Raw genomic sequence first — 25,222 nt, 5'->3', positions numbered from 1 at the left:
GGGGCAGGCGCGCGATCAGTTCGCGCGCCAGTCGCATATAGGCTTCCGACCCCGAACAGCGGAAGTCATAGATTAACGCCGGGACGCCATGGCTGGGCGCTTCGGACAGGCGCACATTGCGCGGGATGACGGTGGAGAATACCAGATCGCCCAGGCAGGCGCGCACATCGTCGGCAACCTGATCGGTCAGCCGGTTGCGCCGGTCATACATAGTGAGCGCCACACCCATGATCGACAGGCTGGGATTGAACCGGCCCCGGATGCGCTCCACCGTCTGGAGCAGTTGCGACAGCCCTTCCAGCGCGAAAAATTCGCACTGCAACGGCACCAGCAGCGATTGCGCCGCCACCATCGCGTTGATCGTCAGCAGGCCGAGCGACGGCGGACAATCGATCAGGCAGATGTCCCATCGACCTGCCGGGGCTTCGGACAAGACCCGTTCCAGACGGTGCGTACGCTCTTCATATTCGATCAGCTCAATCTCGCAGCCGGACAGATCCTGCGTCGCGGGAACGATGTCCAGCTTGGGCACGCGGGTCGCGACAATGGCGTCCTCCAGCGCGCAATTACCGACCAGAAGATCATAGCTGGACTGCGCCCGATCCGCCTGCATGACGCCCAGGCCGGTCGACGCATTACCCTGCGGATCGAGATCGACCAGCAACACGCGCAACCCCGTGGCCGCCAATCCCGTGGCCAGATTGATGGCGGTGGTGGTTTTGCCCACGCCGCCCTTCTGATTGGCGATGGCGATGCAGATCATGCGCGGCCTTTCCTCCTGGCGACGGGTTTGACGGATCGGGCGATCAGGATGGCGCTATCGGCATCCGTTACGCTGGCTTCCATGTGGAAGTCACCTTGCCACGATGGGAGCACCGCCTCCAGTTCATTTTGCGCATTTCGTCCCTTCGGCAGCACCCATAGCGTTTTTTCATTCGCCAGATGCGCCGCGGACGACAGAAGTTTAGGCAAGGGCGCATAGGCACGCGCGCTTATGACCGCCGCTGCCGTTGGCGGAACCGCCTCGACCCGGCCACCGAACACATGCGCGCGCTTGAGCCCCAGTTCGTCGATCACGCCGTCCAGAAATTCGATCCGCTTGCGCCGCGATTCCACCATCATGACTGGCCGCGTAGAAAGGCAGGCGATGACGATGCCGGGCAGCCCCGCACCAGAACCGAGATCATACCAATCCCCCTCCCCTGCATCCTCCGCATGGCGCAGCAATTGCGCGGAATCCACGATATGCCGCGCCCAGACATGGGGGCGGGTCGATTGGGCGATCAGATTCTGCTCGTCCATCGCGGCCAGCAGGATCGCGACATAGCGCTCCAATCGGTCCCATGTTTCACGTGAAACATCGAATTGCGTATCGAGCCAGGCCCGCGCTTCATCCTCCGTCACGCGGCCACCCGGCGGACGTGAACAAGGATTGCTGCCAGTGCCGCCGGGGTGATACCCCTGATCCGCCCAGCCGCCGCGAGCGTATCGGGTCGCGCCGCATCGAGCCGTTCGATCATCTCCGTCGACAGACCGCCGATCCGTGCAAAGTCGAAATCGGCGGGAATCATCACCCGCTCGTTGCGGCGCATGTCGGCAATCTCGGCATCCTGCCGTTCGAGATAAGGGGCGTAATGGGCGTCCTCCAAAATTTCGGCGCGCAGATCATCCGGCGCATTGCGCAAGCCGGGCACCAGTTCGAGCAACAGCGCCTCGTTCACCTCAGGGAAGCGCGCCCATTCGAACAGGCTGCGCCGCGCGCCATCCTGCCGAACCGATGCCCCAGCACGGGCCATTTCCGTGGCGGTCATCATGCGCGCCAGTTCGGTTTCGATGGCCAGACGTTGCGCCGCGCGACTCCCCAACCGCGCCTCTCGCACCGAGCCGATCAGTTCATGCGCCAGGCCAATCGCCCCCAAACGGGTTTCTGCATTGTCGGCGCGGAGGCGTAGTCGATATTCGGCGCGCGCCGTCAGCATGCGATAGGGTTCCGTCACACCCTGCAAAACCAGATCGTCGATCATCACGCCAATATAGCTGCTGGCGCGATCAAGGACCAAGGCCGCCTCCCCGCGCGCTCGTGCCGCGGCATTGGCGCCGGCGACCAGCCCCTGCGCCGCCGCCTCCTCATAGCCAGTGGTGCCGTTAATCTGTCCGGCGCAGAACAGGCCGGGGATGGCGCGTACTTCCAGCGAGGAATCCAGCGCGCGCGGATCGACATGATCATATTCGACGGCATAGCCCGGCACGACGATCTCGGCCTGCTCCAGCCCGCACATGGAGCGGACCATCGCAACCTGCACATCGGTCGGCAGCGATGTGCTGATGCCATTGGGATAGACCAGCGGATCGTCCAGCCCCTCCGGCTCCAGAAAAATCTGGTGCCCGTCACGATCGCCGAAGCGCTGAATCTTGTCCTCGATCGATGGGCAATAGCGTGGCCCCCGCCCCTCTATCGCACCGCTGAACAGAGGCGACCGCCCCAGCCCGTCGCGGATGATCTGGTGGGTGCGTTTACTGGTGCGGGTGATCGCGCAGGCGAGTTGCGGCAGGACGCGACCATCCGATAGCGGGGACATGGTCCAGTTCGCGCCGTCGGAAGGCTGCGCCTCCAGTTGCGCCCAATCGATCGTGCGACCATCGATGCGCGGCGGCGTGCCGGTCTTGAGCCGCCCGATCGGCAAGCCGATCTCGCGCAGCTGAAGGCCAAGTGTCGTGGCCGCGCGCTCCCCTACGCGACCGCCGATCTCGCGCTCGTCACCCCGGAACAGCTTGCCGCCCAGAAACGTCCCGGTCGCCAGCACGATGGCGGGGGCGGACAAGAGCCGCCCGTCCGCCAGCTTCAGCCCGGCAACAGTCTCCCCGTCGAGCAGCAATGCATCCGCCTCACCCTCGACGATCGTCAGTCCCGGCTGCGCGTCGAGCATCTGATGGATCGCCGCGCGATACCGCTTGCGGTCGGCCTGAACGCGCGGCCCCTGTACCGCTGCGCCCTTACTGCTGTTCAGCATGCGATAATGGATTGCAGCGGCATCGGCGGCGCGGGCGATCAGTCCGTCCAGTGCGTCGACTTCGCGCACCAGATGGCCCTTGCCCAGACCGCCGATGGCCGGGTTGCAGGACATCGCGCCCACGGTCGCCCGTTCAAAGGTGAGCAGCGCCACCGTCGCGCCTTTGCGCGCTGCGGCAGCGGCCGCCTCACACCCGGCATGGCCGCCGCCGACCACGATCACATCATAGCTTGTTCGCATGGTGCCGCCCTTATCAGAAAGGGGCGCGCGGAGCAAAAGCGTTCCACGTGGAACATGCCGCTCATTTGCCGATACAGAAGCCTGCAAACAGCCGGTCGAGCATATCCTCGGTTCCGGCCTGCCCGGTCAGCGCGTCGATCTCTCGCCGCGCCTGTCGCAACTCCTCGGCCAGGATCAGCAGGTCATGCGCGCCAGCGGCGGAATCGAGAAACGCCGCAATATGGCCAACGCGCTGGCGCTGTCGCGCGTGCAGCGCATAATCGCCCTCGCCCGGCAGCATGTGCGCCGCGCGCTCCAGCAGCAACGCCACCAGTGCGTCCATCCCTTCGCCCGTGCGCGCGGACAGGCGCAGGCCCGGACGCGCCGTCGTGCCGTCGCGGTCGCATTGCGCGGCGATCAGCAAAGCATCGTCGCGCGGTGCCTCTGCATCATCGCCCAGCCACAGGATGATATCAGCCGCCGCCAGCGCCGATCGCGCCCGGTCGATGCCGATCGCCTCAATCGCGTCGCCTGTCTCGTCCCGCAGTCCCGCCGTGTCGGTGAACAGGAAGGCGACGCCGCCGATCGCTGCAGGCACCTCGATCCGGTCGCGCGTCGTCCCGGCAATGTCGGATACGATCGCGGCATCTCGTCCGACCAAGGCGTTGAGCAGGGTCGACTTGCCCGCATTGGGCGGCCCGGCCAGCACCACTCGTACGCCGTCCCGCAACCGCTCGGCAGACGGCGCGGCGAGCATAGCGGCGACATCCTGCGCAAGGGCGGTGATGCCCGCGCCGATCCGCGCCTCGATCGCGGCGTCGGGCACATCATCCTCATCGGAGAAATCGAGCGCGGCTTCGGCCATCGCCGACAGGTCGAGCAGGGTCGCACGCCAGCCTTCTATCCGTCGGGAGAAATGCCCTTCCGCCATCATCAGCGCGGCGCGGCGCTGTTGCTGGGTTTCGGCGGCCAGCAGGTCCGCCAGCCCTTCCACCGCATTCAGGTCCATCCGGCCATTGACGAAGGCGCGACGGGTAAACTCGCCCGCTTCGGCGCGGCGCAGCCCCGGCATCGCCGCGAGCGCCGCCTCTACTGCCGCCACGACGGCGCGGCCGCCATGGCAGTGCAACTCGACCAGGTCTTCGCCAGTGACGGTTGCCGGACCGGGGAGCCACAGGGTCAAGGCCCGGTCGAGCGGCGCATCGTCCTGCGGGTCGACCAGCAGCGCAAGGCTGGCGGCGCGCGGTGGCGGGACGCGGCGGGCCAATCGTTCCAGCGCGGCGCGGGCGGCGGGACCACTGACGCGGATCACCGCAATCCCCGCGGGCGGCGCACCGCTCGACAGGGCGAAAATCGTGTCGGTCACGGTCGGTGGCGTGGCTTATTTCTTCTCGGTGCCGGACATGCCCGACAGGCCGATATTCATCATCTGCTGGAACAGGCGCACGCCCGCATCGCCCATGGGGGAGAAGCTTTTGAACAATGTTTCCATCTGTTCGGCGCTGCCGACGCCCTCAAACCCTTCCAGCATCGTCTTGATATATTTGTCGTGAATCGGGGTCACGTCCGGCAGGCCCAGGAAAGCGCGCGCTTCGGCCGGGCTGCAATCGACATCGACGGTCACTTTCATGTTCAAAGCCCTTCCAGCGCGGAAAATTCCGTTGCGCCCGTCATGCCGCAAGTGGGGCGGTCATGGCAAATATTTTGGGCGATACGCCCGTTGCGCGGCCTGTCGATCAGGCCAATATGGGCCGGGCACAACAGTTGGAAGGGATTCCCATGGCAGGCTTTATTTCCGTCCCCACGCTGGAAGAGGACGGCGCATTCGACGCCTATGTCGCCAAGCCGGCAGAGGACGCCACCGCCGCGATCGTCGTCATTCAGGAAATTTTCGGCGTGAATGAAGGCATCCGTCGCAAGTGCGACAGTTGGGCCAAGGCGGGCTATATCGCCTATGCCCCCGACCTGTTCTGGCGCGAAAAGCCGCATGTCGAACTGGACGCCGACGTGCCGGAGGATTTCCAGGCGGCGCTGGGCCATATGCAAAAGCTGAACCAGGACCAGGCGATCCGCGACATTGAAGCGACGATCCGGGCGGCGCGGGCGGCTGTCGGCGGTGGCAAGGTCGGGCTGGTCGGCTATTGCCTGGGCGGGCGACTGGCTTTCATGGCCGCGTGCCGGACCGATGGCGATGCGTTCGTCGCTTATTATGGCGTGGGCATCGACGGCTTGCTGGGTGAGCAACATGCGATCGGCAAGCCGACCATGCTGCATATTCCGACCGCGGACGGCTTCGTCCCCGCCGAGGCGCAGGCCGCGATGCATGCCGGGCTCGACGATAATCGCCATGTCACGCTGCACGATTATGACGGTCTGGACCATGGCTTTGCCGCTGAAATGGGCAATCGCCGGGACGAAGATGCGGCCCAACTGGCGGACAAGCGGACGGCGGATTTCTTTGCCGAGCATCTCGCCTGATGACGGGAGCGTGGCGCATGGTCGCCCGCAGCCATGGCGGGCCGGAGGTGATCGTGCGCGAGGATTTCGATCCCGGCGCACCGGGTGAAGGCGAGCTGCTGATTGCGCAGGACGCCGTCGGCCTCAACTTCATCGACACCTATTATCGCACAGGCCTCTATCCCGCGCCCCTCCCCACTCCCCTGGGGTCGGAAGGCGCGGGCCGCGTGGTGGCTGTTGGCGCGGGCGTCGCGGGCTTTGCCGTTGGCGATCGGGTCGGCTGCGTCAGCGGGCTGGGCGCCTATGCCAGCCACCGCATCATCGCCGCCGACAAGGCTGTCAGGATTCCCGATGGTGTGTCGAACGAAGATGCCGCCGCGATGATGCTGAAGGGCATGACCGCCTGCTACCTTGCCGAGGACAGTATCGATCTGCACGCCGGGCAGGTGGCGCTGGTCCATGCGGCGGCTGGCGGTGTCGGATCGGTGCTGGTCCCCTGGCTGCGCGACAAGGGCGTGACCGTCATCGCCCATTGCGGGTCCGCCGAAAAGGCGGCGCAGGTCGATGCCGATCATAGCCTGCACGGCCCCTTTGACGGATTAGCCGCGACGGTGCGCGACCTGACGGGCGGCAAGGGCGTCGATGTCGTCTATGATGGCGTGGGCAAGGATAGCTGGGCCGCATCGCTCGCCATCCTCAAGCGGCGCGGACTGATGGTCAGCTATGGCAATGCGTCGGGCGCGGTGCCGCCGGTCAGTCTGCTTGAGTTGAGCCGTGGCGGGTCGCTCTATGTCACCCGCCCTACCCTGTTCGATTATATCGCGACGCCACAGGAACTGGCCCACACCGCCGAGCGATTGTTCGACCGGATGCAGCGCGGCGTCGTGAAGGCGGTGATCGGCCAGCGTTTCGCGCTGAGCGATGCGGCGCAGGCGCACCGCGCGCTGGAAGCGCGGCAGACGACCGGGGCGACGGTGCTGGTGGTGTGATCCTCCCCCGATGGGGAAGCACCGCTATCGCGTACGGAACGGACCTCATTTTACTTCGTCATGCTGAATTTATTTCAGCATCCATTGTGCCCCAAGAGCCACCGCTTGGGGCGAGAACTGGACCCTGAAACAAGTTCAGGGTGACGAGTAAAATGGGGATGGCTCCATATGCGACAGCCTCATTGGGGCCATAAACGCCACAAAAAAGGGGGGCGGAACCTGCGTGGTTCCGCCCCCCTTTTTGTGGCGTCGCTGCGTCCAGCCTCAGGCGAACAGCGTCAATATGCCTACCTGATGATCGACAAAGCCTTCGTAGATCATCTTGACCGCGACATATACGATCACCGCCAGGCCGAGATAGGCGATCCAGCGGAAACGCTCGATATATTTGGCGATGATGTTCGCCGCGATGCCCATCAGCGCCACCGACAGGATCAGCCCGATAATCAGGATGCCCGGATGGTCCTTGGCCGCGCCAGCGACCGCCAGCACATTGTCCAGGCTCATGCTGACATCGGCAACGGCAACGGCCCAGGCGGCGGCGGCGAAGCTCTTGGCCGGGCGCAGGCCCGATATATCATCGTCGCTCGTGTCGCCGGGCGTTTCGCCACCCCGCTTGGGATGCAGTTCACGCCACATTTTGAAGCTGACCCACAGCAGCAGCAGGCCGCCAGCCAGGATCAGGCCGACAATCTGCATCAACTGGCTGACCACCAGCGCAAAGGCGATGCGCAGCACCAGCGCGGCGATGATGCCGATCAGGATGACCTTCTTGCGCTGGGCGGCGGGCAGTCCTGCCGCCAGCGCGCCGACGACGATCGCATTGTCGCCCGCCAGCAAAATGTCGATCATCAGCACCTGACCAAAGGCGGCCAATGCGCTGGGTGATGTTATATTGCTGAAATCGTTGACGATATGCGCCCAGATGTCAGAGGGCGAACCCAGCCCCTGAGCGGCGGCGGCTGCGGTGGTGAGAAGGTCGAACATGTCGGCGCAGTCCCGCTTACTGGTTCATCGAATCGAAGAAATCTTCGTTGGTCTTGCTGTCCTTCATCTTGTCCAGCAGGAACTCCATCGCGTCGATCGTGCCCATCTGCATCAGGATGCGGCGCAGCACCCACATCTTGGAAAGCTTGGCCTTGTCGACCAGCAATTCTTCCTTGCGGGTGCCCGACTTGCCGACGTCCAGCGCCGGGAAGATGCGCTTGTCGGCGACCTTGCGATCCAGCACGATTTCGGAATTGCCGGTGCCCTTGAATTCTTCAAAGATGACTTCGTCCATCCGGCTGCCGGTGTCGATCAGGGCGGTGGCGATGATCGAGAGCGAACCGCCCTCCTCGATATTGCGGGCCGCGCCGAAGAAGCGCTTGGGCCGCTGGAGCGCGTTGGCGTCCACACCGCCGGTCAGCACCTTGCCGGACGAGGGAACGACCGTGTTGTAGGCCCGGCCCAGGCGGGTAATCGAATCGAGCAGGATCACCACATCCTTCTTGTGCTCGACGAGGCGCTTGGCCTTCTCGATCACCATTTCGGCGACCTGGACGTGGCGGGTGGCGGGTTCGTCGAAGGTGGAGGACACGACCTCGCCCTTCACGCTGCGCTGCATGTCGGTCACTTCTTCAGGGCGCTCGTCGATCAGCAGGACGATCAGGAACACTTCGGGATGATTGTCGGTAATGGCCTTGGCGATGTTCTGGAGCATCACCGTCTTGCCGACGCGCGGCGGCGCGACGATCAGCGTCCGCTGGCCCTTGCCCTGCGGCGACACGATGTCGATGACGCGTGCCGACTTGTCCTTCTGGGTCGGGTCGCCCGGATCGAGCGTCAGCTTCTGTTCGGGATAGAGCGGCGTCAGATTGTCGAAATTGACGCGGTGGCGGACCACATCGGGATCGTCGAAATTGACGGTGTTGAGCTTCACCAGCGCGAAATAGCGTTCGCCGTCCTTGGGTGCGCGGATTTCACCGTCCACCGTGTCGCCGGTGCGCAGGCCAAAGCGGCGCACCTGATTGGGCGAGACATAGATGTCGTCGGGACCGGCCAGGAAATTGGCTTCCGGGCTGCGCAGGAAGCCAAAGCCATCGGGCAGCACCTCGATCGTGCCCTCGCCCATGATCTGCTCGCCATTTTCGGCCTCGGCCTTCAGGATCGCGAACATCAGATCCTGCTTGCGCAGGGTCGACGCGCCCTCGACGCCCAGTTCCTCTGCAAGTTGCACGAGGTCGGCTGGCGCGGTTTTCTTGAGGTCCTTGAGATGCATTGCGAGTCGGTCCGATGACGAGAGGAGAATTGTGCCGGAAACGGCGAGATACAGGCAAGCAGGACGCCGCCAGACGCCTGCCCAGGACGGACAGGGTCGATAATGCGCGCATTTAGCGAAGCGGGCCGGGCCAAGTCAAGGCGGGACTATGCGCAGGGACCAGAGAAAATGGCTTTTCAGCGCGGTTTCGGGTCAAAGAGTGTCGCTGGTGCGACCACGCGGCTTCATGCTATAACGGGCCGATAAAATCGGGAAAGGATGCGGTAATGGGACGGCACCGGCTCACAGGGTCAGGGGCCATGGGGCTGGGGGCGTTGACCATCGGCCTGGCGATGGTCGGCCTGATGACCGCCGGAGCGCCGCTGGCCGCGCAGGACGCGCCGGCGCTCGATCCCGCCGTGCCGCCTGCCATCGTCCGTACCGGCCCGTCGCCTGACGAACGGGTGACCATCCCCATTCATATCGACGGCAAGGGGCCGTGGAACTTCATCATCGACACCGGATCGCAGCGCACCGTCATCGCCCGCGATCTGGCCGAGCAGCTGGCGCTGCCGCCCCGCGCCAATGTGACGATCCTGAGCATGACCGGCCGGACGGAAGCGGAGACGGTCGCGGTACCCAAGCTAGGCTTTGGCGGCGGGACGATCGACGATATCGAGGCGCCGGTGCTGGAGGGCGAGAATCTCGGCGCGCCCGGCCTGCTGGGGCTGGACAGTCTGCACGCCAAGCGGCTGCAGCTCAATTTCCGCACCGGGCGGATGGAAATCAGCGCCAGCGGCGGATCACGCCGCCGCATCGCGATAGACCCCGACGCCATCGTGGTGGAGGCGCGGCGGCGGCGCGGCCAGCTGATCCTGCTCGATTCCGAAGTCAACGGCATGGCGGTCGCCGTCATGCTGGACACAGGTAGTCATTTCAGCATCGGCAATCTGGCGCTGCGCGACCGGCTGATCGCCAAGAAGCGCGCGCCGGACATGGCGGAGGCCGTGCTGACCAGCGTTACCGGCGGGCAATTGACGGGCCAGGTCGGGCGGATCAAATCGGTGCGGATGGGCCGGGTCAACCTGATCCAGGTGCCCGTGCTGTTCGCCGACGCCAGCCCCTTTGCCGAACTGGGCATGAAGGACAAGCCCGCCTTGCTGCTGGGGATCAGCGCGCTGCGGATATTTGACCGGGTGGCGATCGACTTTGGCCGGGGCAAGGTGGATTTCCTGCTGCCCGACGCCAGCGCGATCAGCCAGACGCAGCTGGCGTCGGCAGTGCCGCCGGATAAACTGCCCGTCCAGTAATCGAGCGAGCGGAGCAAAAACCTCCGTTCGTTTCGAGCGGACCAATGTGACGTGATCAAACCCTACGGACCAGGCGCTGGCCGGGGAGGCGGCTGGCGCTGACGGTCGCGGCCCAGCACATTGTCGATCCATTGCTGGTCGATCCGCTGCGACGACAGCCGGTCCTGCGGATCGACCTCCATATCCTGATCGTCGCGCGGATCAGGCTGCGCGGGACGGGCGCGCTCGATCGGCAAGCCATTCTCGTCCACCATCATGCCGTCATCGACGCCATTGTCGGGGCTGCCATAATAGGCTTCGGCGTCCGGCTCCAATTGCCATTCGGGCAAGGTCACTTCGGTTTCGAACGGTTCGACCGGGCGTTTGGCGACCGCGACCTTCATATAGTCGGCAAAGGCGCGGGCCGGGGCGCGCCCCCCCTGCAACACGCCGACCGCGCGGGCATCGTCGCGGCCCATCCATACGCCGGTGGTGACGCCGCTGGAAAAGCCCAGGAACCAGCCATCCTTGTTGCTGGTGGTCGTGCCGGTCTTGCCCGCCACGGGCCGTCCGATCTGCGCCGCCTTGCCGGTGCCGGTGCTGACGGCGGTCTGCATCAGGTCCGTCATCCCCGCCGCGACCCAGGGCGCGACCAGCACGCGGCTGGTATCGTCCTGATGCTCGTACAACAGCCGCCCGTCGGCGGTCGTCACCTTGGTGATGCCATAGGGCGTCACCGCAATCCCCTTGCGCGCGATCGAGGCGAAGGCGCGGGTCATGTCGATCAGGCGCACGTCCGACGTGCCCAGCACCATCGACGGATGGGTGTTGATCGGCGTGGTGATGCCAAAACGGCGCGCCATGTCGGCGACGGTCGGAAAGCCGACTTCGACGCCCAGCTTCGCCGCGACCGTGTTGATCGAATAGGCAAAGGCGGTGCGGATATCGATATCGCCGGAAAAGCGCCCGGAACTGTTACGCGGCTTCCACCCGTTAATGTCGACGGGTTCGTCCGTGATCCCGGTGTCGGGGGTATAGCCCGCCTCCAGCGCGGCCATGTAGACAAAGATTTTCCATGCCGATCCGGGCTGGCGCGTCGCGGTGGTCGCGCGGTTGTAATTGGACGTCACATAATCGAGGCCGCCGACCATCGCCCGCACCGCCCCGTCCCGGTCGAGCGACACGAGCGCACCCTGCGTGCCCGCGGGCACATTGGCCTGGATCGCGGCGGTCGCCGCCTTCTGCATGTTAAGGTCGATGGTGGTATAGACTTCCAGCGGTTCGTTCGGCTCGTCGATCAGCACGTCGAGCTGGGGCAGCGCCCAGTCGGTAAAGTAGCGCACGCTGTTCTGCGGCGGTTCGGGGGCCAGCTTCACCCCCTGCATGTCGACCGCCGCCCGTTCCGATGCGCTGATCACGCCATTGTCGCGCATCAGGTCCAGCACCACGCCCGCACGGCCAATCGCGGCTTCGGCGTCGGCGGTGGGCGAATAGCTGGACGGCGCCTTGACCAGCCCCGCGATGATCGCGGCTTCGGGCAGGTCGAGCGTCGTGGCGGAGTGACCGAAAAATTTGCGGCTGGCCGCGTCGATGCCATAGGCGCCGCCGCCGAAATAGACCTTGTTCAGATAGAGTTCCAGGATCTGGCGCTTGGAAAATTTGCGCTCCAGTGCCATCGCCAGCACCATTTCCCGCACCTTGCGGCCCCAGCTATAGCTGTTGTTCAGGAAGATGTTGCGCGTCACCTGCTGGGTGATGGTCGATGCGCCCTGCCAGCGGCGGCCCTTGCCGCGATTTTCCACCGCAACCCAGGCCGCGCGCGCCATGCCGATCGGGTCGACGCCGGGATGAAGGTAGAAACGCCTGTCTTCGGTAGAGATCATCGCGTCGACCATGACCTTGGGGATCTGGTCATAATCCATCCAGCGCCCAAAACTCGGCCCCAGCGATACGATGACGCTGCCATCGGCGGCATGCACGCGGATCATCTGGCCATTGGGGGAGGATTTCAGACTATTATAGTCGGGCAGCGACTGCATCGCGATGACGACGGCGATCACCACCGCCAGCAGCCCGGCTACACCCGCCGCGACGCTGATCTTCAGGCCGCGAACCAGCCATCGCTTCGCCTTGCCCGGCGTGCCCTTGCTCTTGCCTGATCCTGCCATCTGTGCGCCCCGGATACCCGCTAATCCCGGCCCCGGCCAGCATGTTTCATGCGTCCCGCCCGGAAAATTGCCTAGATCGTCTCCATGACGATGGCCGCTTTACGGGCGATGAACGATCCATCCATGAAATTGCGCGCCAAAGCGCATTTCGTGCCGAACGGCTACGCGTCGCCGTCGCGCGGCTTGAAGTCCAGCGAAGCGCTGTTCATGCAGTAGCGCAGGCCGTTGACGCCCGGACCATCGGGAAACACATGGCCCAGATGCCCCTCGCACTTCGCGCAGCGCACCTCGGTACGGATCATGCCATGGCTGGTGTCACGGATTTCCTCGACCGCGTCGATATCCACGGGCGCTGTAAAGCTGGGCCAGCCCGACCCGCTGTCATATTTTTCTTCCGCGTCGAACAGTTCCGCGCCGCAGCCGGCGCAATAATAGACGCCGTCGGCCTTGTTGCTGTTGAGCTTGCCGGTAAAGGCCCGCTCCGTCCCGCCCTCGCGCAACACATGATAGCGGTCGGGGGAAAGGCGCTCGCGCCATTCGGCATCGGTCAGATTGATCTTGTCCATGGCCGCAATATGGGCGCTGGCAGCGCGCCGATCAAGCATCCGCGATCCGGGTGAGCCGCATCGCCAGGCGTGCCGCGCCCGGCGTCGCCGTCAGCAGCCGCAGCAGCCCCGGCGAGCGTCCCAGCGCGCGAAACCCAGCCGCCGCGCGCAGCGGCAGCATCGCGCGACGGGAAAAATCCCTCTGATAGCGGACCGCGCCATCGCGCCCCTCCCCCTGCCAGCGCGCCACCGCCGCCGCCGCGCTGGCCAGCGCGATGCCGATCCCCTCCCCCGCCAGCGACGGGATCACCGCTGCCTGATCGCCCAGCCGGTAAAGACCCGGCCAGCTTGTCGTCGCGCGCCAGCCATAGGGCACATCGCCAATCGCATCGACCTGCGCATCGTCCGGCACTTCGCCCAGCCGGTCGGCCAATGCGGGCGAGAGGTCGGCCAGCCGCGCAATCAGGGCGATCGGACGCCCGCCCGCCGCCGACAGCGCGCTCTTGCGCACCGCCATGCACAGATTGGCGCTGCCATCTTCCTGCAACAACAGTCCGACATAGCCGCCATCGATCCAATGAAGTTCGATCCGGCTGCCGATCAGCCGGTGCCGCGCAGGACTGGACGGCAGGCGCAGGCGCAGGCCGAGTTCCGGGTCCGCGCCGCCACGGGGCCGCGCCGCGCCGCGCAGGTCATGCTTGCCGGTCGCCAGAAAGAGGCTGTTCCAGTCGATCGCGTCGCCATCGTCCAGCGTGATCGTGGTTGGCGTCAGCGTCCGCACCGCGCGCCCCAGGCGAAACGCAACGCCCGCTTCCTGCGCCGCAGCCCGCAACATCGTATCGAGCCGGTGGCGCGACAGGCCCATGCCCGCCGCAGGGAGCGGCAGGACAATTTCCTGTCCGCCCGCGAACAGCGCCAGCCTATCGACCCTGTGGCCGCCCAGCGCCGCCGTCTCTATCCCCAGCGCCTCGATCTGGGAGATCGTCGCCCAACTCAGGAACCCGCCGCACAGCGCATCGCCCGGCACAGTCTGCCGGTCGATCAGCAGCGGTGCCGCCCCTGCCCGCGCCAGCCGCATGGCCGCCGCCGCGCCTGCCGGCCCCGCGCCGACGATTATCGGCGCCGGGATACGCACAGCCGGAACGGAAAAACGCGCGCGATCCGTGCGTCGCTGATATGCGCCGCGTCCAGCATCGCCCGCCATTCGGCGGCGACGAAGCTCCGCGCGATGGAAAGTTGGCCGTCCGCCCGTACGATCGGATGTACCCGCAGCAGCCGGGCCAGCCAGGGATAGCCATGATAGGCAAAGCCATGGCGGTGCAGGTCGTTGACGAACCAGCCCATGCGCGCCTGATCCTCCATGAAGCGCAGGAACGCCAGCCGCTCCGCATCGTCCATATGGTGCGTGACCAGGCTGGAAATCAGTATGTCCCATGGTTCATGCGCCAGCGCGGCATAGTCGCCGGTGCGATAGTCGATCGCCATGGCCGGATCGGTCCGCGCCTGCGCCACGGCCTGACTGCGTGGATTAAGGTCTATGCCCACCAGTTCGCAGGCCATGCCGCGCCGCTTTGCCCAACGCGCGACCTGCCGCAGCATACCGCCATCGCCATAGCCGACGTCCAGCAGGCGGAACGGCCCGGTCACCGCGCGATCCAGAAAGGCCAGCGTCGGCCGCGCCGCCATCGTCACCCGGTTCACCCGCTCGAGATCGGCCAGCACCTGCGCATAGACATTGGCGGGCAGGTCGGCTGCGTCCATCTGCTCGTCGGCAAGCGACCGTTTCATGGCGCTTCGCGGCGAAAGGTCAGCCCCTCCGCCGCCAGGCCCGGCCCGAAGGCAAGCGCAACGCCCTGCCCCGTCGCCTGCCCGGCCAATATCCGCGCCAGCACGAACATCAGCGTCGCCGACGACATGTTGCCGAACGCGCGCAGCACCGCGCGGCTATGGTCCAGCGCGTCCGGAGCCAAGTCCAGCGCGCGCGCCACCGCGTCCAGAATGGATCGTCCCCCGGCATGGACGGCCCACATATCGATGCTGTCGGCCGGAACCGGCAGCGTCACCGTCCCCGCCAGCGCCTGCGCGATCGCGCCCGGCACTTCGCCCGACAAATGCATCGCAAAGCCATGGTCGCCCAGATCCCAGCGAATAAGGCCCGCCGTATCCGGCACCGTCATGGCAAAGGGCTGGCCCAGCGCGATGCCGCCCGGCGCGGCGCTCACCAAGGCCGCCGCCGCGCCATCGCCAAATTGCAGCATCGCCAGCAACGGCTCGACCTCCGCATTCGCCTGCAAATGCAGGCTGCTCAGTTCCACGCACACCACCAGCACCCGCGCGCCCGGTTCGGACCGGACGATATGACGCGCGGATCGCAATGCGACGATCGCGGCATAGCAACCCATATAGCCGACCATCAGCCGCTCGACCGAAGGATCGAGCCCCAACAGCCTGATCAACTGCTGGTCGATGCCCGGCGCGGTAAAGCCCGTGCAGCTGGCGACCACCAGATGGGTGATGCCGTCGATCGCGACCTGATCCCCCAGCGCCGCCACAGCCCGCGCGGCCAAGGCCGGCGCTTCATCGGCATAGATGGCCATGCGCTGCGCCGTCGTTGGCCAGGCGTCGCCGTAAAAGCCGCCCTGCGCGGTCGGCGATCCGCCGCCGCCGTCCAGCACCGACCAGCGATGATGGATGCCGCTGCGCTGCGCCATCCGCATGAACAGCGCCCGCTCCCGCGGGTCGGTTATGCGCGCGCCTGCCCAGTCGATAAAGGCCGGGTGGACATCAGTGGCGGGGACGGCTGTGCCGATGGCTTGGATGGTGGCGGTGGACGAAATGATGCGCTGCCTTTGTTGCGCGCTGGCACATGGCCACGCTCTACCCTGTCTTATTCGTCAAAGCGCGCGTCGGCGTCTATCGTTCCCGTGCCGCCTGCCGCGCGATCGTCAACAATTCGTGCCGTACCAGCAGGTCGCCCGTGCCCCGGCCGGACCGGGTCGCGCGCTCGGCCTGCGCCAGCCTCTGGATGACACGGGCGATGCCGGTTGCGTCCCACAGCCGTACCTGCCGCGTGACCACGCCCTTTTCCTTCCAGAATACCGCTTTGCCCGCCGCCTCGACCGCGCCTTCCAGCCGTCCGCTACTGTCGAAATCGGCGCGGATATTGGCCAGCAGCATGGCGCGGGTCAGCAGCGGGCGAATGACCGACGCCATGCTTGCGCCAACCTCCGACAGGCTGGTGAGTTCGCGGTGCATGGCTTTCAGGTCACCGCCCAGCACGGCATTGACCAGGGGCGCGACCTCCGTATCGGGATTGTCGGCCGACAATGCGTCCAGCGCTTCCGCCGTCGCCTCGCGCGGGCGGTCGGGCGCGGCATCCAGATAGAGGATCAGCTTCTCCACCTCGCCGCTCATCAGCGCCCGGTCGCCATTGGCCAGGTCGACGATCCGCCGCGCCAGTTCGGTCGACAGCCGCAGCCCGCCTTCGCGCGCGATGCCGATCGCGATCTGCTCCGATTCGCGCGCGTCGGGCTGGTAGGAAACGAAGGCCAGCGCCCCCTTGTGATCGAGCGCCAGCTTGAGCAGCTTGGACGTGGCTTTCAGCGCGCCCGCCACGGCGATGACCGGATTGCCCGCCGCCTCCGCCTCCAGCAGCGCGGTCAGCGCAGGCAGCGATTCCTCGCCCATGCCATGCACGCGAATCCAGCGCTTGTCGCCGAACATGGAAAAGGATGCGGCTTCGTCCGCCAGCCGGGCCGGATCGTCGCGCAGCGTTGACCCGTCCAGATCCACCCGCTCCGCCCCCGGCCCCATCGCCCGTTCCAGCCGCCGGACCAGCGCCTGGCTGGCCGCTTCGTCCGGGCCGTAGAGCAGGATGAAGCGCAGCGCCGCCGATGGCGCGTCGAGCGCCTTTTCAATCTGGCCGCGATTGGCCTTCAAGGGGCGGCGTCCCGGCTGGCATAGAGCGCCAGCCGCGCGATGATCTGGTCCGCCACGGTCTGCGACAGGCGTTCCAGCGCGGTATCCTCCGCCGCGATCGTCGCATATTCGCTGGACGTGACGTCGATGCCCGCGTCCGATCCGGCGCTGTCGTCCAGCAATTGCGCGCCGGTCGCTTCGTCCACCAGTTGATAGCGCGCGCGCAAGGTGCGGCGTTCGCGGGTGACGGCGGCGTCGGACCGCAGACCGAAACCGCTGATCTGGTCGTCCAGCTTGACCACCAGCTTGTAGCGCGGGCCGGACCCGCCCTGCTGCATCACGGCCAGCCGGTCATTGAGCGCATTGCGCATCAGCCAGCCATTCTTGCCCGCGATCGGCTGAACATCGACATGGCCCAGCGTCTGCGCCACCGCCCCGTTCGCGCCCCCGCCATAGACCGGCCGCAAACCGCAGGCGGTGAGGAGGAGCGGAACGGCAAGGAGGGGGAATATGCGCTTCATGACCTGAACTCTTATCCGTTCGGGCTGAGCTTGTCGAAGCCCTTTGCTGAGCGGAGCGAAGCTGCTTCGCTTGCGCTCAGCAAAGCCCTTCGACTTCGCTCAGGGCGAACGGATTTTTGCATCTAGATAACCAGATTCACCAGACGATCCGGCACGACGATGACCTTCTTGGGCGTCGCCCCGTCCAGGATACGCATGACATTGGGCGCGGCCAGCGCCAGACGCTCCAACTCGTCTTTCGCCGTTCCCTTGGGCACGGTGATGGTGTCGCGCAGCTTGCCCATCACCTGGCAGGCGATGGTCACTTCGTCATCCACCAGCAGCGCCGGATCGACCATGGGCCAGGCAGCGTCGGCAATCAGACCAGTTTCGCCCATATCGGCCCAGGCTTCCTCCGCCAGATGCGGGGTCATCGGCGCGACCAGCAGCGCCAGCGCACGAATGGCGGCGTTGCGCGACGCGGACGGCGCCGCCTTTTCAACCGCATTGGCCAGTTCGTAAATCTTGGCGACTGCCTTGTTGAAGGACAGCGCCTCTATGTCCTTCGCGATCCCGTCGATCGTCTGGTGCAGCTTGCGGTCCAGCGACTTGTCCTGCCCTTCCGCACCTGCCTCGACCTGACCGAACAACCGCCACAAGCGGTTGATGAAGCGCCACGATCCCTCAATCCCGCTTTCGGTCCAGGGCAGGTCGCGCTCTGGCGGGCTGTCCGACAGCATGAACCATCGCACCGCGTCCGCGCCATATTGGGCGATGATGTCATCGGGATCGACGACATTCTTCTTGGACTTGGACATTTTGACGACCCGGCCAATCTCGACCGGCGCCTTGTCGGCGATCAGGGTCGCGCCATCGGCGGTGCGTTCGATCTCGCCCGGCGCGAAATAGACCGGCGGCAGGCCATCGCCCTGTTCGCGGCTATAGGTCTCATGCGTCACCATCCCCTGCGTGAACAGGCCGGTAAAGGGTTCGGCAAAGCCCAATTGCCCCATATGCTGGAGCGCGCGCGTCCAGAACCGGGCGTAGAGCAAATGCAGGATCGCATGTTCGACCCCGCCAATATATTGGCCGACCGGCAACCACTGCTCCACCGTCGCACGGTCGAACGGCTTGTCCTTGGGCTGGCTGGCGAAACGGATGAAGTACCAGCTTGAATCGGCGAACGTGTCCAGCGTGTCGGTTTCGCGCACCGCCGGCTTGCCGCACGATGGGCATGCCACATGCTTCCAGGTCGGGTGGCGATCGAGCGGATTGCCGGGGATGTCGAACGTCACATCGTCGGGCAGCACCACCGGCAATTGCGCCTTGGGCACCGGCACCACGCCGCAATCGGCGCAATGGATCACCGGGATCGGTGTCCCCCAGTAACGCTGGCGCGACACGCCCCAGTCGCGCAGGCGGAACACCGTCTTGCCCGCGCCCCAGCCTTCGGATTCGGCCCGCGCGATGACCGCGGCCTTGGCCTCTTCGACGGCCATGCCGTCAAGGAAGCGGCTGTTCACCAGCCTGCCGGGCCCGACATAGGCTTCGTCGTGGATCGGCGCTGCTTCGTCCCCCTCGGCCGCGACCACGCGCTCGACCGGCAGCATATATTTGCGCGCAAAGTCGAGGTCGCGCTGGTCATGCGCGGGAACGCCCATCACCGCGCCGGTGCCATAGTCCATCAGCACGAAATTGGCGATGAACACCGGCAGCTGCCATTCGGGATCGAACGGATGGGTGACGGTCAGGCCGGTGTCGAAACCCAGCTTTTCCGCCGTTTCCAGTTCCGCCGCCGTGGTTCCGCCTGCCTTGCACAGATCGATAAAGGCCTGCGCCTGCGCATTGTCCGCCGCCAGCTGCTGCGCGACCGGATGGTCCGCCGCGATCGCAACGAAACTCGCCCCGAAAATCGTGTCGGGGCGGGTCGAATACACCTCTATTTCGCTCTCGAACGGCGCGACCGGCTGAAAGCGGAATTGCAGCCCGACCGACTTGCCGATCCAGTTTTCCTGCATCGTGCGGACCTTGTCGGGCCACTGGTCCAGACCTTTAAGACCCTCCAGCAGATCATCGGCAAATTGCGTGATTTTCAGGAACCATTGATTGAGCTTGCGCTTCTCGACCGTCGCGCCCGATCGCCAGCCCTTGCCGTCGATCACCTGCTCATTGGCCAGCACGGTCATGTCGACCGGGTCCCAATTGACAGCCGATTCCTTGCGATAGACCAGCCCCGCGTCCAGCATGTCCAGGAACAGCGCCTGTTCATGGCCATAATAGTCGGGGTGACAGGTGGCCAGTTCCCGGCTCCAGTCCAGCGCAAAGCCCAGTTTCTTGAGCTGCGCCTTCATATTGGCGATATTTTCATAGGTCCATTTGCCCGGATGAACCTTTTTCTCCATCGCGGCATTTTCGGCCGGCATGCCGAATGCGTCCCAGCCCATCGGGTGCAGCACTTCATGCCCCGTCATCCGGCGGAAGCGCGCCAGCACGTCCCCCATCGAATAGTTGCGGACATGGCCGATATGGATGCGCCCGGACGGATAGGGGAACATCTCCAGCACATAGGATCGCGGCTTGGGCGAAGCGTCGTCCGCCCGAAAACTCTGCTTCTCGTCCCAGATCGCCTGCCAGCGGGCGTCGGCCTCCAGCGGATTGAAGCGCCTTTGCATGTCCTGTCCTACCAAATGCGAGGGGGCTGGGCCTTTGCAAGCCCAGCCCCGAACCGTCGAAAAACCGGGGCTTCGCGCATGCAAAACCCAGGCGAAGAAATATCAGCCGGAAATCGCCGTGCGGCGCAGGTCGCGGGCCTTGGTCAGGATGACCTCTTCCAGCTTCTGCACCGTCGCCGCCTTCACCGGGGCGTCGATCCACTGGCCATTCTGGTTCACCTGACGGCTGGCCGCGACACGCAGCGCGTCCGCGCGCAGATCCTGATCCAGGATCGACACGGTCAGCTTCATCCGCTCATTGGGGCTGTTGGGATTGGCATACCAGTCCGTGACGATGACGCCGCCGTTGGAATCGGTCTGCACCATCGGCATGAAGGACAGCGTGTCCAGGCTGGCGCGCCACAGATAGGCGTTGACGCCGATCGTGGTGACCCTGGACGCGGCCAGATCCGCCTTGGGCCGGTCCTTGGCCCCGCCACCGCAGGCGGCCAGCGGCAACAGGGCGGTCAGCAGCAGACCTGCGGAAACGGAACGAAAAAGGCGGCTGGCCATCAGGCATGTCCTAGCTGAAAAGACGAAAAATGCTCGCGCCTTCTATAGTGGTCCCGCGCCAAGGAGCAAGGGGCGGCGGGCGACGGCGCATGCGATCCGGCACGGATCATTCTGCGCGCCTGTGTGTTCCGTGCAACATCTCTGACAAAAAGGGGTGCAAGAAGGGGGTGGCACTAGCCAGTGGCGGCTTTGTACGTGTAGAGCGTTGTGCAATATAAGTGGCGGGGAAAGAATCGAATCATGCGCGTGAATAGGGGACATTTGGCATTGGCGGGCGCGGCGGTTGCCGTGGCTGGCTTCATGCTGTCTCCTGCCATCGGCGCAGCGACCGATCTGGTGCTTACGCAATCGCCGGTTTCACTCGGCGCGCTGGGCAGCATCTCTTCCTTCACGCCCACGACCAAAGACCCGCGCCTTGCCGCCGCCTATGCGAAGATCGCAGCGTCGGCCAGCCGTCAGGGCTTCCGCTTCACGCCGACCAGCGGCTCGCTCAGCGGCCAGCGGGCGATCACCGTGATGGTCCGCGCGGGCGACAATGATCGCGTTGCGGTCAACACCACCCTCACCCCGGTCAATATCGCGCCTGTGGCCTTCAGCCTGAACGGCGCGCATGGCTGGCGCAAATTCGCCCTGCCCGAAGCGATCGGCCGCAAGGCGCTCGATCCGGTGCCGGTCGAAACCATGGTCGATGCCAAGAATTTCTCGCTGGATAGCGGCAAGAAGGATCGGTTCAGCACCAAGATGCTGATCGAAACCCGCCGCGACGCGGTTGCCGCGACACGCAACCCGGCGGCCGACAAGGATTATTCGCTGGATCTCGCCAGCTCCTATTCGCTGACGCGCAACCTGAACGTCACCGCAGGCGTGCGCTACAACAACAGCGTCGCAGGCCGCCTGACCCCGATGACCGATGACCGCCAAGACAGCCAGGCCGTCTATCTGGGCACCGTGTTCAAATTCTGATCGGCTGAAAGGCGAGCGGGAAGGAGCGACGGGCGTATCGCCTTCTCACTCTGTCATCCCGGCCCCTTCGACAGGCTTGTTCCGGGATCCATTCACGCAAGCGTTGCGATTATGCGTGAAGATCGCGCCAATGTATCCTGACGTTAGCTACGCTGCCCTGCGGGTCGTCAGTCGGCCATTTCCTTCATCGTCACCCCAGCGAAGGCTGGGGTCTCAGGCGTCAGAAGATAACGTCTGACATGTCCCGCCAATCTGGATTGGCTTGTTCCACAAGGCGGATTTTCCATTCGCGTTTCCAGGCTTTGAGCGCCTTTTCGCGGGCGATGGCGATCCTAATATCATCATGTGGCTCGACCAGAACTAGGCGGGTCAACCCATATTTCTTGCAAAAGGCGGAGCCGGTGCCGTTTCGATGGTGTTGGGCGCGCGTAGCGATGTCGGCTGTGACGCCAATATAGAGGACGCCCCTTGGCTTATTGGTCATGACACAGGTGTAGCCGCCTCGCGCCATATCCAACTGTAGCGCATCTGCGCCAGAGACCCCAGCCTTCGCTGGGGTGACGGTGAAAGGCATCTGCCCTCTACGGTTCTTGCACCCACAAACCCTCCATTCCGCAATCCATCCAAGACCAACAAAGTCCCCCCTACTCGCTCACTAGCCCATCAATCGCCGCCCATCCCGCAGCGCCGATAGTGCGCAACATCCGGCCATGCTTTCGCTTCACGCCGCCCAGCGCGATGACGGGCATGTCTGCCCCCCGCGCGAGCTTCGCAAACCTTACCCGCCCCAGACTCGCCCCTCCCGGATGCGAGCGTGTCGGAAATAGGGGCGACAGCAGCACCATGTCCGCCCCGCCCCGCCGCGCCGCCACCATCTCCCGCGCGTCATGCGCGGGCGCGCTGTGCCGCATCGGTCGGCCTGCCCGGCGCGAGTCCCGCCCGTGCCAGCCATCCGCTGCCCAGGCCGCGGCCTGCCGCGCCGTCCCCGCCAGCAGCAATGTCAGCCGCCGCCGCCGCGCGATCGCCCGCACCGCATCGAACAGCGCCCGCCGCGCGCCCGGTTCCGTCCTGTAATGGCGAAAGATGATTCCCGCACGCCCCCTGGGCAATCGCGCCACCGCCGCCAGCAAGGCCGCCTCGCCGATCCGCTCGTCAGTCATCAGCCAGATCAGCGGCATATTTTTGCGGTGGCGACAGGTCATGACCCTGCCCTATAGCAGCGCGCATGACGACAGACAGCAGCATTGCCACTCAGGACGCCGCCAGCCGCCTGGCCACCATTCAGGATGAGATCGCCAAGGCCGCCCGCCTGACTGGCCGGACCGCGGACGCCATCACCCTGATCGCCATATCCAAGACCAAGGATGCCGCCGCCATCCAGCCGCTGATCGATGCGGGGCAGCGCGTGTTCGGCGAAAACCGGGTGCAGGAAGCGCAGGAGAAATGGCCCGCGCTGCGACAGGCGCATCCCGACATTCGCCTGCATCTCGTCGGCCAGCTGCAATCCAACAAGGCCGCCGATGCCGTCGCCCTGTTCGATGTCATCCACAGCCTTGATCGCCCTTCGCTGCTGAGTGCGCTGGCCAAGGCGATGGACGCGCAGGGCAAGCGCGTCCCCTGCTATGTTCAGGTCAATATCGGTGCGGAGCCGCAAAAGGGGGGCTGCGCGATCGCCGACACCCCCGCGCTGATCGCCGCTGCCCGCGCCGCCGACATTCCCCTGCTCGGCCTGATGGCCGTCCCGCCCGCCGATGTGGAGCCAGCCCCCTATTTCGCGCTGCTTGCAAAAATGGCGCGGGAAGAAAGTCTCCCGCGCCTGTCGATGGGCATGTCCAGCGATTATGAAACCGCGATCATGCTGGGGGCGACCGATATTCGCGTCGGCACCGCCCTGTTCGGGGATCGTCCCCCGCCAGCCCGCCCCGTTCCCCGGAGCGGGCTGGGGATGCTTAGAAACTCCCCCGGAGCGTGATGCCGTAGGTGCGCGGCTCGGCGAGGTAGGAGGAGATCAACTGGTTCGCCATCGGCGCGCCCTGGGCGAACTGGCCGGTGGTGGAGGTTGTCGGGCTGCTCGACTGGAGCGGGCTGCTGAACGACACCTGGGTATAGTCCTGGTTGAAGATATTCTGACCCCAGAACTCCACCGCCCAGCGCTGGTTGGGACCGCGAATGCCGACGCGCGCGTTGACGATGGCAAAGCCGTCCTGCCGCTTTTCGGGGAACAGGTCCGACCCGGTATTATAGTCGCTGGTCAAGCGGCCATCGACATAGAAGAGCGCTGACAGGCCGCTCGTCCCGATGTCGGGCGTCCATGCCATGCTGGCGGTCGTCACCATCTTGGGCGCGTTGCTGTTGATGGAGCCGGGCAGCAGGAACAGGGCGGGGTCCAGCGGGACCGCGCCATTGCCGCTGCCCACCAGCCGGTTGGCGAACTTCGCTTCGGCATAGGTTGCGCCGCCCGCCACGCGGAAATTGCGCGCCGGGGTCACCGACCATTCCAGTTCGACACCCTGGCTGATCAGGCCCGGCCCGACATCCCCCGCCGCACAGGTCCGCGCCGCGCTCAGCGCACTGTCGCAGCCATTGATATTCTGGACGACGAAGCTGGTGCCGTTGAAGGTGTTGAGCTGGAAATTCTTGAACTCCTGCCGGAAGCCGGCCAGGTTCACGCTCCATTTGGGCGCGCTATATTTCAGGCCCACCTCGAACGAATCCACCTTTTCCGCGGCAAAGCGCAGGCTGGTCACGTCGGCGTTGGTGCGCGGCGCGAACACGGCGGGGATGACGTTCAGCCCGGTCGATCCCAGCTGGAAGCGATCGAGGTTGAAGCCGCCCGCCTTATAGCCCTTGGAATAGCTGCCATAGACCATCAGGTCGTCGGTCGCCTTCCAGGACAGGACCGCCGTGCCGGAAAATTCGCCGTCGCTGATCTTGTCGTTCAGGTCGAGCGCATTGAGCGTGGTCGATCCGTTGCCCAGGCATCCCAGCGTCAATATGCCGCCCGCCAGCGCCCTTGCTGGCGAATTAGGACTGCCAAGAGCGGGATTTAATGCAATCGACGGCAACGTTGACGCCTGCAAAGCCGCACATGTTGCGTTGTTATTGTTGAAATCCGACGAAAACGTTTTTGATTCATGAGTGTAGCGTAGGCCAAGCGTCAGATCGAGGCGCTTGGTGATGTGGATGATATTGTGGGTAAACAGCGCCCAATTCTCGCTCTTCTGGCGATAGATGGACGCAACGTCGCCGGTGCCTGCCGGGATTGCAGACAACGTACGCAGGCCATTAGCCAAGCCTGTTGACAGCGCTCCTGCCTGCGCAACAGCAACCGGGGCTGGTAGCCCAGCTGCCTGGAAGGCCTGCGCCAAGCGACTATTAAGCAACCCCTGAAAGCCCGTGATCAACGGTTGAGTCGCAAGGCCACTTCCACATGCCGCCAACTGTTGCGCGGAAAAATTGCTGTTGACCTCCGCCCCCGCCATCAGGCGGCAGGCGGCAAAGCGGCCATAATCCGCGCCAAAGCGGATATTATCCTGCAAGGTCAGCCGTTCATTGGCATAATAGCCACCGACCAGCCAGTCGAGCATGTCGCCAAAGGCCGAACCCTGCGCCCGCAATTCCTGGGTGAAGGTCTTGAACTGGCGATAGGTATTGGGATCGCGATAGAGCAGGTCGGCGCGATTATAGTCATAATCGGGCT

General features: G+C 65.1%; 24 protein-coding genes. 5 read left to right on the top strand and 19 right to left on the bottom strand.

All coding sequences use genetic code 11. The features are described from left to right. From SX1_RS11770 to SX1_RS11750, 5 genes are all read right to left on the bottom strand, one after another. A partial coding sequence (locus SX1_RS11770) for a ParA family protein (protein WP_019053145.1) occupies nucleotides 1-763 on the bottom strand: 763 nt, incomplete at its 3' end. Next, nucleotides 760-1,404 carry a 16S rRNA (guanine(527)-N(7))-methyltransferase RsmG gene (gene rsmG / locus SX1_RS11765; RefSeq protein ID WP_019053144.1) on the bottom strand — a complete coding sequence of 215 codons (645 nt, stop codon included), beginning with the start codon at nucleotides 1,402-1,404 and terminating at the stop codon, nucleotides 760-762. The genes SX1_RS11770 and rsmG, both read right to left, overlap by 4 nt. Next, nucleotides 1,401-3,251: a tRNA uridine-5-carboxymethylaminomethyl(34) synthesis enzyme MnmG gene (mnmG, locus tag SX1_RS11760; protein ID WP_019053143.1), complete on the bottom strand. Its 1,851-nt coding sequence runs from the start codon at nucleotides 3,249-3,251 to the stop codon at nucleotides 1,401-1,403. The genes rsmG and mnmG overlap by 4 nt, the downstream gene beginning before the upstream one ends. Nucleotides 3,252-3,312: 61 nt before the next feature. After that, complete coding sequence (mnmE, locus tag SX1_RS11755; protein WP_019053142.1) at nucleotides 3,313-4,596, bottom strand: tRNA uridine-5-carboxymethylaminomethyl(34) synthesis GTPase MnmE; 1,284 nt, start codon at nucleotides 4,594-4,596, stop codon at nucleotides 3,313-3,315. A gap of 15 nt (nucleotides 4,597-4,611) precedes the next feature. Continuing rightward, nucleotides 4,612-4,860 (bottom strand): DUF6489 family protein, encoded by a 249-nt coding sequence (locus SX1_RS11750; protein WP_017183200.1) that lies wholly within the window; start codon nucleotides 4,858-4,860, stop codon nucleotides 4,612-4,614. 149 nt (nucleotides 4,861-5,009) lie between these two features. Here SX1_RS11750 and SX1_RS11745 point away from each other — a divergent pair, with 149 nt between their 5' ends. Beyond that, nucleotides 5,010-5,708: a dienelactone hydrolase family protein gene (locus tag SX1_RS11745; protein WP_026149699.1), complete on the top strand. Its 699-nt coding sequence runs from the start codon at nucleotides 5,010-5,012 to the stop codon at nucleotides 5,706-5,708. Next, a complete protein-coding gene (locus SX1_RS11740) occupies nucleotides 5,708-6,676 on the top strand; it encodes a quinone oxidoreductase family protein (RefSeq protein WP_026149698.1) in 969 nt (322 codons plus the stop codon). Before SX1_RS11745 ends, SX1_RS11740 begins: the two co-directional genes overlap by 1 nt. A gap of 264 nt (nucleotides 6,677-6,940) precedes the next feature. Here SX1_RS11740 and SX1_RS11735 read toward each other — a convergent pair whose 3' ends face one another. Beyond that, entirely contained in the window at nucleotides 6,941-7,663 is a 723-nt protein-coding gene (locus tag SX1_RS11735; RefSeq protein ID WP_019053139.1) for a YjbE family putative metal transport protein, read from the bottom strand. Nucleotides 7,664-7,679: 16 nt separating this feature from the next. Then, complete coding sequence (gene rho, locus SX1_RS11730; protein WP_017183196.1) at nucleotides 7,680-8,936, bottom strand: transcription termination factor Rho; 1,257 nt, start codon at nucleotides 8,934-8,936, stop codon at nucleotides 7,680-7,682. A 299-nt stretch (nucleotides 8,937-9,235) separates the two neighbouring features. Here rho and SX1_RS11725 point away from each other — a divergent pair, with 299 nt between their 5' ends. Then, entirely contained in the window at nucleotides 9,236-10,225 is a 990-nt protein-coding gene (locus SX1_RS11725; protein WP_019053138.1) for a retroviral-like aspartic protease family protein, read from the top strand. A gap of 62 nt (nucleotides 10,226-10,287) precedes the next feature. Here SX1_RS11725 and SX1_RS11720 read toward each other — a convergent pair whose 3' ends face one another. The 9 genes from SX1_RS11720 to SX1_RS11680 form a co-directional block, all read right to left on the bottom strand. Beyond that, nucleotides 10,288-12,372 carry a transglycosylase domain-containing protein gene (locus SX1_RS11720; RefSeq protein ID WP_019053137.1) on the bottom strand — a complete coding sequence of 695 codons (2,085 nt, stop codon included), beginning with the start codon at nucleotides 12,370-12,372 and terminating at the stop codon, nucleotides 10,288-10,290. Between the two features lie 161 nt (nucleotides 12,373-12,533). Next, nucleotides 12,534-12,977: a peptide-methionine (R)-S-oxide reductase MsrB gene (msrB, locus tag SX1_RS11715; protein WP_017183193.1), complete on the bottom strand. Its 444-nt coding sequence runs from the start codon at nucleotides 12,975-12,977 to the stop codon at nucleotides 12,534-12,536. Beyond that, entirely contained in the window at nucleotides 12,970-14,052 is a 1,083-nt protein-coding gene (locus tag SX1_RS11710) for an NAD(P)/FAD-dependent oxidoreductase (RefSeq protein ID WP_019053136.1), read from the bottom strand. Before SX1_RS11710 ends, msrB begins: the two co-directional genes overlap by 8 nt. After that, nucleotides 14,031-14,705 (bottom strand): methyltransferase domain-containing protein, encoded by a 675-nt coding sequence (locus SX1_RS11705; protein ID WP_019053135.1) that lies wholly within the window; start codon nucleotides 14,703-14,705, stop codon nucleotides 14,031-14,033. Before SX1_RS11705 ends, SX1_RS11710 begins: the two co-directional genes overlap by 22 nt. Then, nucleotides 14,702-15,757, bottom strand: coding sequence for a type III polyketide synthase (locus SX1_RS11700; protein ID WP_086012675.1), 1,056 nt, complete (start codon nucleotides 15,755-15,757; stop codon nucleotides 14,702-14,704). The genes SX1_RS11705 and SX1_RS11700 overlap by 4 nt, the downstream gene beginning before the upstream one ends. Before the next feature lie 73 nt (nucleotides 15,758-15,830). Continuing rightward, entirely contained in the window at nucleotides 15,831-16,856 is a 1,026-nt protein-coding gene (holA, locus tag SX1_RS11695) for a DNA polymerase III subunit delta (RefSeq protein ID WP_019053133.1), read from the bottom strand. After that, the gene (gene lptE / locus SX1_RS11690; RefSeq protein WP_019053132.1) at nucleotides 16,853-17,356 is read right to left on the bottom strand and encodes an LPS assembly lipoprotein LptE; all 504 of its coding nucleotides are present in this window, start codon (nucleotides 17,354-17,356) and stop codon (nucleotides 16,853-16,855) included. The genes holA and lptE overlap by 4 nt, the downstream gene beginning before the upstream one ends. A gap of 122 nt (nucleotides 17,357-17,478) precedes the next feature. Then, nucleotides 17,479-20,007, bottom strand: coding sequence for a leucine--tRNA ligase (gene leuS / locus SX1_RS11685; RefSeq protein ID WP_019053131.1), 2,529 nt, complete (start codon nucleotides 20,005-20,007; stop codon nucleotides 17,479-17,481). Between the two features lie 102 nt (nucleotides 20,008-20,109). After that, on the bottom strand, nucleotides 20,110-20,559 hold the full coding sequence (locus SX1_RS11680; protein WP_019053130.1) for a DUF3576 domain-containing protein: 450 nt from the start codon (nucleotides 20,557-20,559) through the stop codon (nucleotides 20,110-20,112). A gap of 240 nt (nucleotides 20,560-20,799) precedes the next feature. Between SX1_RS11680 and SX1_RS11675 the strand changes: the two genes are divergently transcribed. Next, nucleotides 20,800-21,522, top strand: coding sequence for a hypothetical protein (locus SX1_RS11675; protein WP_026149697.1), 723 nt, complete (start codon nucleotides 20,800-20,802; stop codon nucleotides 21,520-21,522). 220 nt (nucleotides 21,523-21,742) lie between these two features. Here SX1_RS11675 and SX1_RS11670 read toward each other — a convergent pair whose 3' ends face one another. Together SX1_RS11670 and SX1_RS11665 are read right to left on the bottom strand one after the other, a co-directional pair. After that, nucleotides 21,743-22,096, bottom strand: coding sequence for a GIY-YIG nuclease family protein (locus SX1_RS11670; RefSeq protein ID WP_019053128.1), 354 nt, complete (start codon nucleotides 22,094-22,096; stop codon nucleotides 21,743-21,745). Between the two features lie 70 nt (nucleotides 22,097-22,166). Then, nucleotides 22,167-22,724 (bottom strand): thiamine phosphate synthase, encoded by a 558-nt coding sequence (locus SX1_RS11665; protein WP_026149695.1) that lies wholly within the window; start codon nucleotides 22,722-22,724, stop codon nucleotides 22,167-22,169. A 23-nt stretch (nucleotides 22,725-22,747) separates the two neighbouring features. Here SX1_RS11665 and SX1_RS11660 point away from each other — a divergent pair, with 23 nt between their 5' ends. Beyond that, nucleotides 22,748-23,494, top strand: coding sequence for a YggS family pyridoxal phosphate-dependent enzyme (locus tag SX1_RS11660; protein WP_019053126.1), 747 nt, complete (start codon nucleotides 22,748-22,750; stop codon nucleotides 23,492-23,494). Here the strand turns inward: SX1_RS11660 and SX1_RS11655 are convergent. After that, a partial coding sequence (locus SX1_RS11655) for a TonB-dependent receptor domain-containing protein (RefSeq protein ID WP_019053125.1) occupies nucleotides 23,472-25,222 on the bottom strand: 1,751 nt, incomplete at its 5' end. The genes SX1_RS11660 and SX1_RS11655 overlap by 23 nt on opposite strands.

This window comes from Sphingobium xenophagum NBRC 107872, assembly GCF_000367345.1.
Taxonomy (GTDB): domain Bacteria; phylum Pseudomonadota; class Alphaproteobacteria; order Sphingomonadales; family Sphingomonadaceae; genus Sphingobium; species Sphingobium xenophagum.
Note: the sequence above shows the minus strand (reverse complement) of the source record. Positions and strands in the feature narration are given on the sequence as shown.

What these genes read in the sequence shown, in the direction of transcription:
- SX1_RS11705 (WP_019053135.1), bottom strand. Translation starts at nt 14,705, where the DNA reads ATGAAACGGTCGCTTGCCGACGAGCAGATGGACGCAGCCGACCTGCCC.
- SX1_RS11725 (WP_019053138.1), top strand. Translation starts at nt 9,236, where the DNA reads ATGGGGCTGGGGGCGTTGACCATCGGCCTGGCGATGGTCGGCCTGATG.
- msrB (WP_017183193.1), bottom strand. Translation starts at nt 12,977, where the DNA reads ATGCTTGATCGGCGCGCTGCCAGCGCCCATATTGCGGCCATGGACAAG.
- SX1_RS11680 (WP_019053130.1), bottom strand. Translation starts at nt 20,559, where the DNA reads ATGGCCAGCCGCCTTTTTCGTTCCGTTTCCGCAGGTCTGCTGCTGACC.
- SX1_RS11665 (WP_026149695.1), bottom strand. Translation starts at nt 22,724, where the DNA reads ATGACCTGTCGCCACCGCAAAAATATGCCGCTGATCTGGCTGATGACT.
- SX1_RS11745 (WP_026149699.1), top strand. Translation starts at nt 5,010, where the DNA reads ATGGCAGGCTTTATTTCCGTCCCCACGCTGGAAGAGGACGGCGCATTC.
- leuS (WP_019053131.1), bottom strand. Translation starts at nt 20,007, where the DNA reads ATGCAAAGGCGCTTCAATCCGCTGGAGGCCGACGCCCGCTGGCAGGCG.
- mnmG (WP_019053143.1), bottom strand. Translation starts at nt 3,251, where the DNA reads ATGCGAACAAGCTATGATGTGATCGTGGTCGGCGGCGGCCATGCCGGG.
- SX1_RS11735 (WP_019053139.1), bottom strand. Translation starts at nt 7,663, where the DNA reads ATGTTCGACCTTCTCACCACCGCAGCCGCCGCCGCTCAGGGGCTGGGT.
- SX1_RS11660 (WP_019053126.1), top strand. Translation starts at nt 22,748, where the DNA reads ATGACGACAGACAGCAGCATTGCCACTCAGGACGCCGCCAGCCGCCTG.
- SX1_RS11720 (WP_019053137.1), bottom strand. Translation starts at nt 12,372, where the DNA reads ATGGCAGGATCAGGCAAGAGCAAGGGCACGCCGGGCAAGGCGAAGCGA.
- SX1_RS11740 (WP_026149698.1), top strand. Translation starts at nt 5,708, where the DNA reads ATGACGGGAGCGTGGCGCATGGTCGCCCGCAGCCATGGCGGGCCGGAG.
- SX1_RS11675 (WP_026149697.1), top strand. Translation starts at nt 20,800, where the DNA reads ATGCGCGTGAATAGGGGACATTTGGCATTGGCGGGCGCGGCGGTTGCC.
- rho (WP_017183196.1), bottom strand. Translation starts at nt 8,936, where the DNA reads ATGCATCTCAAGGACCTCAAGAAAACCGCGCCAGCCGACCTCGTGCAA.
- SX1_RS11750 (WP_017183200.1), bottom strand. Translation starts at nt 4,860, where the DNA reads ATGAAAGTGACCGTCGATGTCGATTGCAGCCCGGCCGAAGCGCGCGCT.
- SX1_RS11670 (WP_019053128.1), bottom strand. Translation starts at nt 22,096, where the DNA reads ATGCCTTTCACCGTCACCCCAGCGAAGGCTGGGGTCTCTGGCGCAGAT.
- lptE (WP_019053132.1), bottom strand. Translation starts at nt 17,356, where the DNA reads ATGAAGCGCATATTCCCCCTCCTTGCCGTTCCGCTCCTCCTCACCGCC.